We start from the raw sequence: 15,107 nt of genomic DNA, 5'->3' as shown, positions 1-15,107 counted from the left end.
CGCTACCTTCGTCCAGATGTAGTGATTCCAGGGACGAGGAGGGCCGGTGGCCGAGATATCGAAGGGCGAGCAGCGGGCAGGGCTGCTGAACGGCATCGCGGCCTACGGGATGTGGGGGCTGGTCCCCCTGTTCTGGCCGCTGCTGAAGCCCGCCGGGTCGGTGGAGATCCTGGCCCACCGGATGGTGTGGTCCCTGGCCTTCGTCGCCGTCGCGCTGGCCTTCGTACGGCGCTGGGCCTGGGCCGGTGAGCTGCTGCGGCAGCCGCGCCGGCTGGCGCTGGTCGCCGTCGCCGCCGCCGTGATCACGGTCAACTGGGGCGTCTACATCTGGGCCGTGAACGCCGGACACGTGGTCGAGGCCTCGCTCGGCTACTTCATCAACCCGCTGGTGACCATCGCCATGGGCGTGCTGCTGCTCAAGGAGCGGCTGCGCCCCGCGCAGTGGGCGGCGGTGGGCGTCGGCTTCACCGCCGTGGTCGTACTGACCGTCGGCTACGGGCAGCCGCCGTGGATCTCCCTCGTCCTCGCCTTCTCCTTCGCCACCTACGGACTCGTCAAGAAGAAGGTCAACCTCGGCGGCGTCGAGTCACTCGCGGCGGAGACCGCGATCCAGTTCCTGCCCGCGCTCGGCTATCTGCTGTGGCTGGTCGCCCACGGCGAGTCCAGCTTCGTCGACGACGGCGCCGGGCACGCGGCCCTGCTGGCCTCCACCGGCATCGTCACCGCCGTCCCGCTGGTCTGCTTCGGCGCCGCCGCGATCCGCGTCCCGCTCTCCACGCTCGGCCTGCTGCAGTACCTCGCGCCGGTCTTCCAGTTCCTGCTCGGCATCGTCTACTTCCACGAGGCCATGCCCGCCGAGCGCTGGGCCGGCTTCGCCCTGGTCTGGCTCGCCCTCGCCCTGCTCACCTGGGACGCGCTGCGCACCGCCCACCGGGCCGCGCGGGCGCTCGCCGCGGCGCCCGTACCACGGCCCGCGACGCCGGCCGCGGAGACTCCCGCAACTCCGGTGTGAGGCCCGCGGGCGTCGGCTATAAGTGGGCGACATGACGCAGACGCCCGCACCCCTGCACTGGAAGCTCGTCATCGACGCCCGCGACCCGCACGCCCAGGCCGACTTCTGGGCCGCGGCGCTGCACTACGAGGCCGAGGACAACAGCGCGTTCGTCGAACACCTGCTGGAGCTGGGCGCCCTGCCCGGCGCGGCCACCGTGGAGTACCACGGCCGTGCCGCCTTCCGCGACCTGATCGCCGTACGGCATCCCGACGATCCCTACGACGAGGAGCGCGGGACCGGGCTGGGACGGCGGCTGCTGTTCCAGCGGGTGCCGGAGACGAAGTCCGGCAAGAACCGGCTCCACGTCGACCTGCGGGCCGGGGAGGGGAAGCGGGCGGAAGAGGTGGCGCGGCTGGAGGCGCTGGGCGCGACGGTGCTGCGGCATGTGTCCGAACCGGCCGGCGCGTGGACGGTGATGGCCGACCCTGAGGGCAACGAGTTCTGCGTGCAGTGAGGACCCACGGCCGCGGTCTCGGCCGTGGGGGGCCTTCGGTGACGTTGCTCAGGCGTTCTCGGCCGCGCGGCGGGCGCGTTCCGTGAGCCGGCCCATCCGGGTGCGGGCCGACTCCAGTTCGTCGAGGTCGCCGGCGGCCGGGCCGTCCTCGGTGGTGAGCTGTGTCCACAGGGCGATCAGGTCGTGGCCGAGGCGCAGCCCGTGCTCCGGGTCGCGCACCGCGCGCCAGGCGGTCGCCGCGCTCCGCACGTTCCCGTACGCCCCCTCGCCGTCCCGCGCCTGCCGGCGCTGCCGGGCCAGGTCGAGGGAGAGGTGGAAGGCGCGCAGCGGGTCGCCCGCCAGGTAGGCGATGTACGCGGTCAGTTCACCCAGGTGCAGCACCTCGGTGTGGCCGTCGCCGAGGGCCGCGGAGGCCTCGGCGACGGTGCGCTCCGCGAGCTCGGCCGCCACTTCGATACGGCCCGCCCGGACCGCCTCGTTGATCCGCGCCATCGGCTCGCTGAGCAGCGCGGCCCCCTCCACCGTCACGGTCACGGGCTCGTCCCCGAGCACCTCCTCCGCGACGGCGTCGAAACCGCGGGCAGGGGTCGGCCCGGGGTCGGGATCGAGGACACGGAAGGATTCCGAAGCCGTGTGCGGTGCGATGAGCGGTTCGACGAGTGGTTCCGGGCGTGCTTCGGTGCGCGGTCCGGTCAGTGGTTCCGCGCGCGGCGCGGTGCGTGGTTCGTCGATGCGTGCTTCGGTACGTGCTCCCGCGCGGGGTGCTGGGGCGTTCAGGGGGTCGGTCCAAGGTGCCGGGGCGGGTCCGGTGACGGCTTGCGCGGGTACGACGGCGGGGGCCGCGGTCCCGCCCATGGCGGGCGGTGGGCCGAACACCCCGGTCGGCGGCAGGACCGTGCCCGGCGCCGGCGGTTCCGGCACCGCGCGCGGCGGGAAGGCCGGCGCCTGCGTCGCCTCCGTGGCCACCGGCTCGCCGACGGGCCGCAGGAGGTGGACCGGCCTGTCCCGGCGGGGCTGCTCCGGCGGTTCCACGGGCGGTGCCATGCGCGGCTCCGCGGCCGGTGCCGTGCGCGGTTCCACGGGCGAAACCGTGCTCGGTGCCGTGCGTGGTTCGGTGGGCGGAGTCATGCGTACCGGCTCGCCCGCGAAGCTGCTGGCGCCGTCCAGGTTCACCTGGAGGCGGACGACATAGCCGATACGGGTGTCGTGGACGGTGGCGAGGACGGGGCGGCCGGTGGCGCGGGCGAGGCGCTGGAGGTGGTTGAGGACCGCCTGCTGGGGCTCCTCGCCGGGCGCCGGGAACAGCGGTACGCCGTCCACGGTCGCGGCGCCGCCCGTCACACGGACCTCGACCGGTTCCGCCGGCTCACCGGTCTGCTGAGCTTCCCGCATCGACTCGTTCGTCTCGCGGCTGAGTCGGGACATCGGCCCTCATTCCCCCGGCGTCACCGTCCGGTCGTACCCGTGCGTACCGTCAAGTCTGGCCGCTCGCCCCCGCTCACGCGTCACCACGACGTCACAGCCTCGCATCAGGAAGGGGGCTGCCGGGCGTCCGGACCCTTGCCGCTCGCCCCCGCAGGCGGAGACCCTGGCCAAATTGAATGCGCACACATAAGATGCACACGCCTTTATTTGCTGTACGCCGCTTTCCTGGGGGATCTCATGACTCGCCGTTTCCTGTTCGTGCTGGGCAGCTCGCGCCTCGACGGCAACACGGAACTCCTGGCGCGCCGCGCGGCCGAACAACTGCCCGACGACGTCGAACAGCAGTGGATCAGCCTGGCCGACCATCCGCTGCCGGACTTCGTGGACCTGCGGCGCGACAGCGACCATGTGCGCGCACCCCGCCACACCAACGCCGGTCTGCTGCTCGACGCCACCCTCGCGGCGACGGACATCGTGATCGCCTCGCCGGTCTACTGGTACTCGGTGTCCGGCCTCACCAAGCGCTACCTGGACTACTGGTCGGGCTGGCTGCGCACGCCCGGTGTCGACTTCAGGGCGACCCTGGCGGGGCGCACCCTGTGGGGAGTGGCCGTGCTGGCGGACCACGACCCTTCGGTCGCCGATCCGTACGCCGGACTGCTCCACAACTCGGCCGCCTACCTCGGCATGCGCTTCGGCGGGGTGCTGCTGGGCAACGGCAGCGGACGCGGCGACGTCCTCAAGGACACCGAGGCGCTGGCGCGGGCCAAGGAGTTCTTCGCCGGGGAGGCGCCCCTGGCCCGCTTCCCCCACGCGTCTGTGTGAGCACGCCAGGGCTGGCTGGGCGAGGCCCTGCGTTCCGCTACGCGGTGATGTCCTTCGTCGAGAACCGCGCCCAGGCCGCCGAACCGAACACCGCCGCGTACAGGGCCTGCAGTTCCAGGTTCTTGACCAGGTCGTCCCAGTAGACCGGGTCGCGCATCAGGTCGGCGAAGGACAGCCAGTAGTGGGAGAAGAAGTACGGCTGGAGCGCGTGGAGCTGGGGTATCTGGTCGAGGATCTGGACGGTGATCAGCAGACCGACCGTGGTCGCCATCGCCGCGATCCCGCTGTTGGTCAGCGTGGACACGAACAGGCCGAGAGCGGCTATGCCGGTCAGGGAGGCCGCCACCAGCAGGGCGATCAGCAGGGCGCGGCCCAGGCCCTCGGCGAAGGAGATCTGGGTGCCCGAGATGGTCGTCAGGTCGCCGAGCGGGAAGAGGAGCGCGCCGACGGCGAGGGCCGAGGTGGCCACCACCAGCGTGGCCAGCAGGCAGAAGGCCATCGTCGTCGCGTACTTGGTGAGCAGGAGACGGGTACGGCCGGCCGGGGCGACCAGCAGATAGCGCAGGGTGCCCGCGTTGGCCTCGCCCGCGATCGCGTCGCCGGCCACCACGCCGACGGCCATCGGCAGGAAGAACGGGAGGGTCGCGGCCAGGGCCGTGAACACCAGGAACAGTCCGTTGTTGGTGATCTGCGAGATGAACGCCGGACCCTCGCCGCCGCCCCGGCCGACCTGCCCGTCACCGCTCGTCTCGATCTTCACGGAGATGCCGACCAGCACCGGCACCGCCGCCAGCACGCCCAGCAGCGCGAGGGTGCGCCAGCGCCGGAGAGTGGTGACCAGCTCACTGCGCAGCAGGCCGAGGGTCCACAGCGGGTGGGGCCGCCGTACAGCCGTTCCTGCCGCCTCTTCCACTACCACCGCGTCAGCCCGCGACATCGAAGCCCTCCCCGGTCAGCGCCACGAACGCGTCCTCCAGCGAGGCCCGTTCGAGGGTGAAGCCGCGCACGCGGACGCCCGCCGCGACGAGTGCCGCGTTCACCTCGGCGAGGTCGCGCTCGGGCGGTTCGCCGGTCACCCGGTCCTCGGCGACGACGACGTCCGCGACGCCCTGTTCCTTGAGCACCCGGGCCGCCTCCCCGGTGTCCGGGGTGGTCACCGCCAGCCGGCCGCGCGCCCCGGCCGCCAGGTCGGCGACCGCGCCCTGGGTGATCAGCCGGCCCTGGGCCATGACGGCCGCGTGGGTGCAGACCTGCTCGATCTCGTCGAGGAGGTGGGAGGAGAGGAAGACGGTCGTACCGTCCCCGGCCAGCTCCCGCACCAGGGAGCGGATCTCCCGCATGCCCTGCGGATCGAGGCCGTTGGTGGGCTCGTCCAGGACGAGCAGTCTGCGGGGCTGCAGCAGCGCGGCGGCCAGGCCGAGGCGCTGTTTCATGCCGAGGGAGTAGGCCTTGGCCTTCTTGGCGGCGGCGGCCGTCAGGCCCACCCGGTCCAGTGCGGTCTCGACGCGGGCGCGCCGGGTGCGCGGGTCGGCGGTCGGGTCGGCGGAGTCGTACCGGAGCAGGTTGTCGCGGCCGGAGAGGAAGCCGTGCAGCGCCGGGCCCTCGATGAGGGCGCCGACGTGCGGCAGTACGGCGCGGGAGGACCGGGGCATCGGGTGGCCCAGGACGCGGGCCGTGCCCGAGGTGGGCGCGATCAGGCCCATCAGCATGCGGATGGTGGTGGTCTTGCCGGAGCCGTTCGGACCGAGGAAGCCGAAGACGCTGCCCGCCGGGACGGTCAGGTCGAGACCGTCCACGGCGAGCTGTCCGCCGCCGTAGCGCTTGGTGAGACCACGGGTGTCGATGACGCTTTGGCTCGCCGGGACGCCGCCCCCCGAGTCTCCCGAGTCCTCCGGGTCTCCCGGATTCACCGGGTGCTCCGGTTCCCCCGGGTTCCCCGAGTTCTCCGACTCCCGCTCCGTGGCGGACGGTTGGTCCATCGGCTCCCTCGATTCGTCCTGCGGCGCGGGTACGCACGGTACCCGCGCCGCCTGTACTACCCCGCGTTCGCCGCCTTCACCAGGGCCGCCTTGTCCACGGCGCCGACGTACACCTTGCCGTCGTCCGTGATCAGGGCGTTGATCAAGCGGGTTGAGAAGACCGTGCCCTTGCCGAACTTGCCGGAGACCGGGTCGCCGAGCGAGCCGAGGAAGCCGCTCAGGTCACCGCCGCCGGAGGCGGAGCCGGTGGGCAGGCCGCCCTTGCTGCCGGTGTCGAGGACGGCTATGGAGTTCCAGCCCTTGCCGAGGACGTCGAAGCCCTCCTTCCCCAGGTCCTTCGCGGAGCCGTGGTCGGGCGCCTCGGAGGCCTTGCCGCCCTGGTCCCACCCGTCGGCCTTGCCGCCCTTGCCGGTCTCGTCGCCCTCGGTGACCTTCGCGCCCTTGGGCGGGGTGAAGTCGAACGTCGAGGCGGCCGGCTTCGCGAAGCTGACCTGGGTGTAGCCGGCGTCCACGACGGCCGCGCCGCCGCTCGACGGGGTGAGGGTGAACTTCAGCGGGGTGCCGGTCTTGGCGTCCACCGCGATGCTGATCGCGCCGACCGTCGTACCGGACTGCTTGGGCTTGATGACCAGCCGGTAGGCGTCGCGGCCGGCCACCTGGGCGGTGCCGTCGACCGTGACCGACGTGGTGTCGTCGACCGACTTGAGGACCTCGTCGGCGAAGTCCTTGGGCGTGGCCGGGGTTTCGTGCTGCTCGGCCTTGCCGGAGTCGGCGGCGGTGGTGTGGTAGACCTCGTTGGACTTGCTGTCGTAGCCCCACACGTCCGTGCCGTTGTGGATGAGGCTGTACTCGGCGCCGCTCTCCAGGAGCGACACCTTCTGCTTGTCGGGGCCGTCGGCGGCGACGCGCAGGGTGTGCGTGCCGGAGGCCAGCTCGGTGAGCTTGGTGGACGGGTCGGCGGACGAGCCGTCGCCGCTGCCCTGTGTCGCCCCGGACAGCAGGCTGCTCTCCAGACCGCCGAGGTCGGGCAGCCCCAGGTCGGTGCTGATCTTCACCGTGCCGGACAACTGCTGCACGTCCGACTTGGCGATCTTGTTGATGAGTTCCTGCGCGGTGATCTTCGGCAGATTCGGGTCACCGGAGTCGGCGAGTGCCGGGACCAGGCCGATCGTGGCCGCGGCCACGCCCATCACCGCGACCGGAACGACGTACCGCGCGGCCTTGCGCCGCCGCTCGGCGCGCAGCTCGTCGTCGCCCTGCGCGGCCCCCGTGCTGTCGTCGGATTCGTACGGTGCCATGTGTGCCTTACCTCCGTCGTCGGCGGCGGCTGTCCTCGCACGTGCTCCCACCCTGAGCCGCCATTCTCACCCGAATCGGTGAGTGGTGGTGATTTCCGTGGTTTCCATCTCACCAAATCGGGGGCTCGGAAGCGTCAGACCCGGGAGCCAACTCCGCGTAGTCCTGCGGTATGACACAAGGGTGGAGGCGCCTGCGCCGACCCGTAGGGGTCGTGCGGCGAAGGCGCCTCCGGTTGCGCTTGCGCGGTGTGCTCAGTCGTGTGCTCGGGGTGGGTTCGGCATGGTGCTCACGGTGCGTACAGCCGTGCTTCCAGCCGTGCGTTCAGCCGTGTTCCCGGTGGTGTGCTCTGTGGTGTACTCGGCCTGATCAGCCCGCGCTCAGCCGCGCGCTCAATGGTGCTGCACGAAGACGTAGTCCGCCTGGTAGGGGACGCCGACGACGGCGCCCGGGGTGCAGGTGCCGGTCGGGGCGACGCCGCCGACGGTGTTCAGGCGCAGGATCTCGCCGGTGTGCGCGAGCAGTCCGTGCTTCTTGCCGGACCGGGTGGCCTTGAGGTCGAGTTCGGGGATGTTGCCGTCGCCGTTGGGTGTCTTGGTCAGGACGGCTCCGGTGACCGCGCTGCCGTCGGGCGCGATCCACTGCGGGGTGCCGGAGTCGGGCGCGACGAAGGAGTGCCGGATGCCGCCGCCGAGCTTGGCGCTGACGTCGCGCTGGGCGAAGGCGTAGCCGCCGTCGGCGGTCGGCTTGCACTCGTAGATCTGCTTGCCGGTGACGACGGAGGCCTGGAAGCCGCCGCTCCTGAGGTCGGAGACGGTGCTGACGGCGTGCAGCTGGCCGCGGACGGCCCCGCCGGGGAACCGGGCGGTGTGCAGGTTGGCGTAGAAGGCACCGGGGTCGGTGGTGAGCCGCTTGAGCAGGGCCTTGTCGGTGACCTTGACGGTTCCCGTGACGCTGTGGCCCCTGGCCTTCTTCAGCAGCTTTCCGAAGTCGATCTTCACGCCGCCGTTGGTGCCCCTGGCGCCCTGGTGGATGTGCAGGTCGGTCGGCCTGCCGGTGCCGCGCCAGGTCACGGCGACGGTCACCTTGTCCCCCTTGACCTGGATGAACTCCAGGGCGGCACCGTCCTTGTCGCCGACGGCGGGCCCACCGGCGACGGGCACCTCGTTGGCCCCGCGCAGACTGGCGGCGAGGACGACGGAGTCGGTGGTGTGGTGGCTGGTGGCGGCGGCTGCCGGGACGGCGACACCGCCGAGAGCGGTCACGGCGACGGCGGCGGCGACGAGAGCCCTGCGACGCGTTGCGTTGATGACCATGATTCCGTTTTCTCCCCCTGTGTCAGCCGACGCCCCCTGCGTCAGCTTCTGGGGAGGGATACGGAACCGATCTGGTATTGGACTCAGTCCAGCTATGTGACGTGCGTCACAGACATATCGGCCGAGTCCGGGGCGGACGGGTCAGGCGAGCAGCGGACCAGGGGCAGCCGGGCCGGAGTCAGCTCAGCCGGCCCGGTGCACCACCGCGTCGCACAGCTCCAGGAGGGCCGCCTTGGCGTCGCACTCCGGCAGCGGGGCCAGTGCGGCCCGCGCCTCCTCCGCGTACCGGACCGTGTCCCGGCGCGCCTGCTCCAGCGCCGGATGCACCCGCAGTGCCGCCAGGGCCTCCGCGTGCCGCACGTCGTCCGTGAGGTCGGAGTCCAGCAGCTCGCACAGCGCGACGTCCTCGGCGAGCGCCAGGCGTGCCGCCCGCTCCCGCAGCCGCAGCACCGGCAGCGTGGGGACGCCCTCGCGGAGGTCGGTCCCCGGGGTCTTGCCGGACTCGTGGGAGTCGGAGGCGATGTCCAGGACGTCGTCGGCGAGCTGGAAGGCGACGCCGAGGCGTTCGCCGTACTGGGTGAGGACGTCCACGACCGTCTCGTCGGCACCGGACAGCATCGCGCCGAAGCGGCAGGAGACCGCGACCAGCGAGCCGGTCTTGCCGCTGAGCACGTCGAGGTAGTGGTCGACCGGATCGCGGCCGTCCGTCGGGCCTGCCGTCTCCAGGATCTGGCCGGTCACCAGCCGTTCGAACGCGAGGGCCTGGACCCGCACCGCCTCGGGACCGAGATCGGCGAGGATCTGGGAGGCGCGCGCGAAGAGGAAGTCGCCGGTGAGAACGGCGAGCGAGTTGCCCCAGCGGGTGTTGGCGCTGTCGACGCCGCGCCGTACGGAGGCCTCGTCCATGACGTCGTCGTGGTACAGGGTGGCCAGGTGGGTCAGCTCGACGACCACGGCCGACGGCACGACACCCGGCGCGTACGGGTCGCCGAACTGCGCGGCGAGCATCACCAGCAGCGGGCGGAACCGCTTTCCGCCGGCGCGCACGAGGTGCTGTGCGGCCTCCGTGATGAAGGGGACCTCACTTTTGGTGGCCTCTAGCAAGCCCTCCTCGACAGCCGTCAATCCGGCCTGGACATCGGCTTCCAGAGCCTGGTCCCGCACGCTCAGCCCGAACGGCCCGACGGTCACGAGGGGTCTCCTGTCTGCTGGTGTCCACTGGCGATTACACGGTTTGTCGATAGGTCGCTGCCATCACTCAAGTCAGCGTATCCGGTCAGGTTTCGATCACCGAGGGCGCCCACCGTTACACCCCGGGCGCTATCGGATCACGACCGGTATGTTTTTGATCAGCTGATACGACCTGACATCCACTGACTTAACAGGAAGTGCTGGCGGTTGTCCCGAACCGCGGCATAGGCCGTGTCCCTGAGCGGCACCGCCGGGTCCGGGTCGGGCGGGTCCGGGTCCGGGTCGGGCGGGTCCGGCGGCAGAGCCCCGCCGGGGAACCGCCGCACCTTCTCCGGCCGACATCACCTGCCCGGGGGTACCCCTTCCGCCGCCGGCCGAAGCCGACGGGCGCACATCATGCCCGCCCGGGCACCCTCCCTCGTTCACGGGACCACCCACGAGGACCTCCGCACGGACGACACCGGCGCCATCTTCGGCACCTCCCACCACCGCGGACAATTCACCATGACAACGACCGGCCCCGCGGCGGGGGTTCCGCCTCACGACGGACACGCACGCACCGCAGGCGGTCGGCCCACCACCCGGCATGACGTGACCAGGATCACGCACCCGTCGAGAGCGACCCTTCCCGGCACCGGCCGCGAGCGGCGGGACCATTCACCCCTAAAGTCCAAATTATCCGCAATACAAAAAGTCAGACTACATGCGAAATCACCCGTGACGCGGGCCACCTCCTTGCCCCTCAAAGGGGCATTTCGCGCGAATGGCAATAGGTCCACTTCTCACTCGCCCCAGAGAGGAGGGGATTCCAGGAAATCCCTCATGTCCGATTTGACTTAATTGCGGTTTCGTGAAGTAGGTCACGCGGGGTCAGATGCCACATATCCCGTAAGGCGACCCTTCCTTCCCTTTCCCCGTGGGCGAGTTGAGGGTTGGCAACCGCAAAGGATCAAGTACCTCATACGTCATAGATCAAGGTCAATCGGTTCTTTATGTGAATCTGACACTTGTTCCGGACATGTGCTCTCGCATACGTTCCCGCTCGCCGGGCGGACGCCGAATCCTGCCGCCGCCCGTCGTGACCCATTGACGAGTCCATTCGCACGGCAGGAGCGGGGGAACCAGGTAAGCCGCCGGACCGGGCGACCGACGTCATCGACGGACGTCGTACCGGAACGGCTAGGGGTGAAGTCGCCTCGCCTTCGGGCGGTGCGGCCGGGCACTCCCCGGGCCCGAACCCGACAGCTCACCTCGCAGGCGACGGAGAGGAACTTCGCCATGTCTGCTGCCGCTCAGAACCGCCGTCCCCGCCGTAACCGCATCGTCCGCGCACTCGCCGTCGCCGGTACCGGCGCCGCCGTACTCGCCCTCCCGCTCCTCGGGGCGACCACCGCCTCGGCGGCCGTCGCCTCCGCCCCCACCGCCACGACGCCCTCGACGACCCTTGCCGGGTACCCGAACAACCTCGACGGCTGGATCCGGGAGTCGCTCGCGATCATGGCGGAGAAGCACATCCCGGGCACCTACAACGGCATCTACCGCAACGTGATACGCGAGTCCTCCGGCAACCCGCAGGCGATCAACCTCTGGGACTCCAACGCGGCCAAGGGCATCCCGTCCAAGGGCCTGCTCCAGGTGATCGACCCGACGTTCAAGACCTACCACGTGGACGGCACGTCGTTCGACATCTACGACCCGGTCGCGAACATCACTGCCGCCTGCAACTACGCCGCCGCGCGGTACGGCTCGATCGACAACGTCCACGGCGCCTACTGATCACCGAGGTTTGAGACGGCCCGAGCCGCTCAATGGCGTCCAACCGCTGTGTGGCCTTGTGGCCTTACGGGCAACAGCCCTACGGGAACAGTCCTTCGAGGACGACGGCGATTCCGTCGTCCTCGTTCGACAAGGTGATCCGGTCGGCCACCGCCTTGAGTTCGGGGTGGGCGTTGGCCATCGCCACCCCGTAGGCCGCCCAGTCGAACATGGGGATGTCGTTGGGCATGTCCCCGAAGGCGATGGCCTGTTCGGGGCGCAGGCCCAGGTGGTCGGCGGCCAGCGCCAGCCCGGTCGCCTTGGTCACCCCGCACGGCTGGAGTTCGACGGTTCCCGGCCCCGACATGGTGACCGTGGCGAGCGACCCGACCACCGCGCGGGCGGTCGCCGCCAGCTCGTCGTCGGACAGGGTGTGGTGGCGCAGCAGCACTTTGCTGATGGGCGCGCACCACAGGTCGTCGCGCCGGCCCACGCGCAGGGCGGGCAGCGTGGGGTGGGGCATCAGATAGCCCGGTTCGATGAGCGTGAGCCCGTCCACGCCGTCCTGGTCGACCGCCGCGTACACCTGGCCGACCTCGGCCTCGATCTTGCCGAGGGCGGTCTCCGCCAGTTCCCGGTCCAGGGTGACCGACCACAGCAGACGGTGCGCGCCGGCGTCGTACACCTGCGCGCCCTGGCCGCACACCGCGAGTCCCGTGCTGCCGAGGTCGTCGAGGAGCGGGCGCACTCTCGGCGCGGGGCGGCCGGTCACCACGAGATGCCGGGCGCCGGCCCGGCCGGCCCGCGCGAGCGCGGCGAGCGACCGGTCCGAGAGGGTGTCGTCGGCGCGCAGCAGCGAGCCGTCCAGGTCGGTGGCGATCAGTGAGTACGGGAGGGGTGCGACCATGATCAGAGAATACGGACAGCACGGCCCTGAGACTCACTGTGCGTTTCGGCCTCAAGTGGCGCCCGCCGCCTCCGTGATGGGGGCGTTGTCAGTGGGACCCGTTACGTTTGCGGTGGGGTGAGGTGACCGCGCCGGTCGGACGGGGGCGGGTGCGGTGAGAGGCGGTCGGCGGACCTGGGCGAGGCCGCCGGAACCAGGCGCGCCGGCTCTTCGAGGGCTCCCCGAGGACTCCTCGGTGGCTTCGAGACGCTAGGCGAGTCTCCCGGGGACCCGGTCTGTGGCGCGCGGTACGCCGAGGGTCCGCTGGCTCGGACTCCGGTTCGACGGGGACGACGGCAGCGCCGAACTGGACGCCGGGACATGTCCGTTGGCGCTGCCTCGGGTCAGGCGTGGGCCGCCGCAGGTCAGGCGTGGGATGCCGCGGGTCAGGCGTGGGATGCCGCCAGGTGCTTGGCCAGGCGCGGCGAGGCGAACTCCGTGCCGCACACGAATCGCATCACCGGGCCGTACGACGCCGCCGCGGGCAGGCCGGTGAAGTACAGCCCGGGCACTGAGGAGACGTATCCGGCGCCGAGTTTCGGGGCGCCGCGGCTGGTCGCGAGGCGGGTACGCAGTTCGGCGCCGAGGAAGTCCATCGCGGCGACGTCCACGCGGTAGCCGGTGGCGGCGATGACGTGGTCGGCGGCGAGGCGGTCGGTGCGGCCGTCGTGGGTGCGGACGGTGAGGACCGGCGCGCCGTCGGAGATGTCGGCGCCGGTGACCGCGGCGACCTCGCGGACCTGGACCTTGCCCTCGAAGCGGTCGCGCAGCCACCAGGCTCCGAGCGGGCCGAGGACCCGGCGGACCAGGTAGTGGCGGACCTGCGCCGGGAGGTAGCGGTAGGGGTGCGGGTAGTAGCTGAGCGCCCACAGGGACCAGGCCCGGCCGAACGGGGACTCCGGGCGCAGCTTCGGCTGGTCCCAGGGCGGGGCGCCGAAGGCGACCCTGCCGTGCCCGCGGGAGACCACGCGGACCTGGGCGCCCGCCTCGGCCGCCAGGGCGGCCGTCTCCAGCGCGGACTGCCCGGCGCCGACGACGATCAGCTCCTTGCCGGAGAAGCGGGTCAGGTCGTGGTGCCGGGAGCTGTGCGAGACCGGTCCCGTCTCTCCGTCCGCCGCCGCTCTCGCGAGTTCCGCCGGGACCCGGGCGAGCCCCGACAGTCCGGTGGCGACGACGACCGCGCGGGCCGTGAACGACTCTCCCGAGTCCAGCTTCAGTTCGAAGCCGTCCGCCCGGTGCCGGTCCACGGAGACCACCCGCACCCGCTCCAGCTCGGGCACCAGCTTCTGCTGGAACCACTCGCCGTAGCCGATGAAGGTCCCCACCGGGATGATGTCCTCGTCGGTCACCAGTCTGCGGATGCCGGCCGCGTCGCAGTAGTCGGCGAGGGTGTGGCCGCGCTGCGGGCAGTCGAGGTCGGAGGCGGCGGGCGTCGACTTCAGGAGCATGCCCTCGGGCATGTGGTCGCGCCAGCTGACCATGGGGTCGCCGAAGACCCGGACGGGGATGCCGCGCGCTCGCAGATGGGCGGCGGTGGACAGGCCGAAGGGCCCGGCGCCTATGACTGCTACCGGCTGGATCACGAAGTCCCTCCCCAGGAACGTGGTGCCTACTTCGTGGAGGTGCTGGAGCCACGGCGGTTGGTGCGCCACAGCTGATAGAGGTGCTTCGCGCCCGGGCGGACGAAGCGGGCGAGCATCGTGACGAACGGCAGCGGGTCGTCACCCGCGAGCCAGGCCAGCTCGGTCCCGCTCGGTTTCTTGGGCGCGTGCGGCGTCGTATAGCCGCTGCGGCGGTAGGCGAGGAGGGCGGGCAGGTCGATGTTCTCCACGACGTACCGGTGGCCGGCGCGCTGTTCCCCCTCCGGAACGCGGCGTCCGGTCAGGTCCAGGTGCATCGCGCGGACCACGTCCACTCCCGACTCGCTCTCGAAGAGCCGGAACTGGGCGCCCATGCGCGGGTTGAAGTCGAGCAGTTTGTACTGCCCGTCGCGCCGGTCGAAGCGCAGGTCGAGGTCGATGACGCCGGTGAAGCCGATCTGCTTGATGAAACGCGCGGCGAGGTCGGCGAGTTCCGGGTTGTCGACGACGTACGCGTTCGCGGTCATGCCCGCGTGCGGCGGCCAGGAGCGGACCTTGACGCCGGTGAACAACGCGCGCGGGGTGGAGTCGGCGTCGAAGTAGGCGTGCACGATCCAGTCCTCGGCCTCCTCCCTGGGCAGGTACTCCTGGAGGATGACACCCGGATGGGTGCCCCAGTCACGGGCGAGCGTGAGCAGTCCCTCGCGGGTGGGAATCCGCGTCGTGCCGTTGACAGCGGGCTGTTTCCGCCGGACGAACGCCTCACGGTTCTTGGCGACGATCGGGAAGCGGGCCTTCTCCGCGAAGTCGACGATCTCCTCGTACGACTGCGGGAAGGCGGCCGTCGGACTGGGGATGCCGTGTTCCACGCAGAGTTCGTGCAGGCCCTGCTTGCTGGCGAGCCGGCGGGGCAGTGCGGGATCCACGCGCGGGAAGAGGAAACGGTCGCCGAGCGCGTCCTGGTGCTCGGCGATCAGGACGGCGGCCTCCTCGTCGGTGGGGATCAGTACCGTCGGGCGGCCGATGCGGCGGCCGATGCGCAGCAGTCCCTCGACGAGACGATCCGGTTCCTCGGCGCCTGTTGTCGGCCATACGAAAGCCCGTTTGAGATAACGGGAGGAGGCCGCCGGTGTGTACGGGTCCTCCGTTATCGCGTACATGGGAACGCCCAGGCGGCCCAGACTGCGGATCGCGCCGACCCCGCCGTGATGCAGCGGATAGTCGCCGAACTTGACGATCAGGCCGGGCACGTCACGGTCCGCCTCGAACGGCACGCTGACGGCATT

At 71.1% G+C, this 15,107-nt stretch carries 13 protein-coding genes and 1 riboswitch; of the genes, 4 read left to right on the top strand and 9 right to left on the bottom strand.

What is annotated here, in order from left to right; translation table 11 throughout:
- Positions 1-46 precede the first annotated feature (46 nt).
- On the top strand, positions 47-1,012 hold the full coding sequence (rarD, locus tag ACIPSJ_RS09755; protein WP_355709570.1) for an EamA family transporter RarD: 966 nt from the start codon (positions 47-49) through the stop codon (positions 1,010-1,012).
- A gap of 31 nt (positions 1,013-1,043) precedes the next feature.
- Positions 1,044-1,508, top strand: a complete 465-nt coding sequence (locus tag ACIPSJ_RS09750) for a VOC family protein (protein ID WP_359210390.1) — start codon at positions 1,044-1,046, stop codon at positions 1,506-1,508.
- A 48-nt stretch (positions 1,509-1,556) separates the two neighbouring features.
- On the opposite strand, the gene ACIPSJ_RS09745 is transcribed toward ACIPSJ_RS09750, so the two are convergent.
- Complete coding sequence (locus ACIPSJ_RS09745) at positions 1,557-2,933, bottom strand: tetratricopeptide repeat protein (protein ID WP_401344894.1); 1,377 nt, start codon at positions 2,931-2,933, stop codon at positions 1,557-1,559.
- 237 nt (positions 2,934-3,170) lie between these two features.
- Between ACIPSJ_RS09745 and ACIPSJ_RS09740 the strand changes: the two genes are divergently transcribed.
- Positions 3,171-3,758, top strand: coding sequence for a flavodoxin family protein (locus ACIPSJ_RS09740; RefSeq protein WP_401344892.1), 588 nt, complete (start codon positions 3,171-3,173; stop codon positions 3,756-3,758).
- A gap of 37 nt (positions 3,759-3,795) precedes the next feature.
- On the opposite strand, the gene ACIPSJ_RS09735 is transcribed toward ACIPSJ_RS09740, so the two are convergent.
- From ACIPSJ_RS09735 to ACIPSJ_RS09715, 5 genes are all read right to left on the bottom strand, one after another.
- Positions 3,796-4,695 carry an ABC transporter permease gene (locus ACIPSJ_RS09735; RefSeq protein WP_401344890.1) on the bottom strand — a complete coding sequence of 300 codons (900 nt, stop codon included), beginning with the start codon at positions 4,693-4,695 and terminating at the stop codon, positions 3,796-3,798.
- A complete protein-coding gene (locus ACIPSJ_RS09730; protein ID WP_401344888.1) occupies positions 4,682-5,737 on the bottom strand; it encodes an ABC transporter ATP-binding protein in 1,056 nt (351 codons plus the stop codon). The genes ACIPSJ_RS09735 and ACIPSJ_RS09730 overlap by 14 nt, the downstream gene beginning before the upstream one ends.
- Before the next feature lie 56 nt (positions 5,738-5,793).
- Positions 5,794-7,035, bottom strand: coding sequence for a DUF2092 domain-containing protein (locus ACIPSJ_RS09725; RefSeq protein WP_359210375.1), 1,242 nt, complete (start codon positions 7,033-7,035; stop codon positions 5,794-5,796).
- Between the two features lie 390 nt (positions 7,036-7,425).
- Positions 7,426-8,349: a CHRD domain-containing protein gene (locus ACIPSJ_RS09720; protein ID WP_401344885.1), complete on the bottom strand. Its 924-nt coding sequence runs from the start codon at positions 8,347-8,349 to the stop codon at positions 7,426-7,428.
- Between the two features lie 183 nt (positions 8,350-8,532).
- On the bottom strand, positions 8,533-9,540 hold the full coding sequence (locus tag ACIPSJ_RS09715) for a polyprenyl synthetase family protein (protein ID WP_359210369.1): 1,008 nt from the start codon (positions 9,538-9,540) through the stop codon (positions 8,533-8,535).
- Between the two features lie 1,077 nt (positions 9,541-10,617).
- A riboswitch (cyclic di-AMP (ydaO/yuaA leader) is annotated at positions 10,618-10,813 on the top strand.
- A gap of 5 nt (positions 10,814-10,818) precedes the next feature.
- On the opposite strand from ACIPSJ_RS09715, the gene ACIPSJ_RS09710 reads away from it, so the two are divergent.
- Entirely contained in the window at positions 10,819-11,316 is a 498-nt protein-coding gene (locus tag ACIPSJ_RS09710) for a transglycosylase SLT domain-containing protein (protein ID WP_401344883.1), read from the top strand.
- Positions 11,317-11,395: 79 nt separating this feature from the next.
- Here ACIPSJ_RS09710 and ACIPSJ_RS09705 read toward each other — a convergent pair whose 3' ends face one another.
- From ACIPSJ_RS09705 to ACIPSJ_RS09695, 3 genes are all read right to left on the bottom strand, one after another.
- Entirely contained in the window at positions 11,396-12,202 is an 807-nt protein-coding gene (locus ACIPSJ_RS09705; RefSeq protein WP_401344881.1) for an HAD family hydrolase, read from the bottom strand.
- 425 nt (positions 12,203-12,627) lie between these two features.
- Positions 12,628-13,824 carry an FAD-dependent oxidoreductase gene (locus ACIPSJ_RS09700; RefSeq protein ID WP_401344879.1) on the bottom strand — a complete coding sequence of 399 codons (1,197 nt, stop codon included), beginning with the start codon at positions 13,822-13,824 and terminating at the stop codon, positions 12,628-12,630.
- Positions 13,825-13,850: 26 nt separating this feature from the next.
- On the bottom strand, positions 13,851-15,095 hold the full coding sequence (locus ACIPSJ_RS09695) for an ATP-grasp domain-containing protein (protein ID WP_401346202.1): 1,245 nt from the start codon (positions 15,093-15,095) through the stop codon (positions 13,851-13,853).
- Positions 15,096-15,107 lie beyond the last annotated feature (12 nt).

The organism is Streptomyces sp. NPDC090088 (genome assembly GCF_044747345.1).
Classification (GTDB): domain Bacteria; phylum Actinomycetota; class Actinomycetes; order Streptomycetales; family Streptomycetaceae; genus Streptomyces.
The sequence above is the reverse complement of the archived record's forward strand: the minus strand, read 5'-3'. Positions and strand labels throughout refer to the sequence as shown.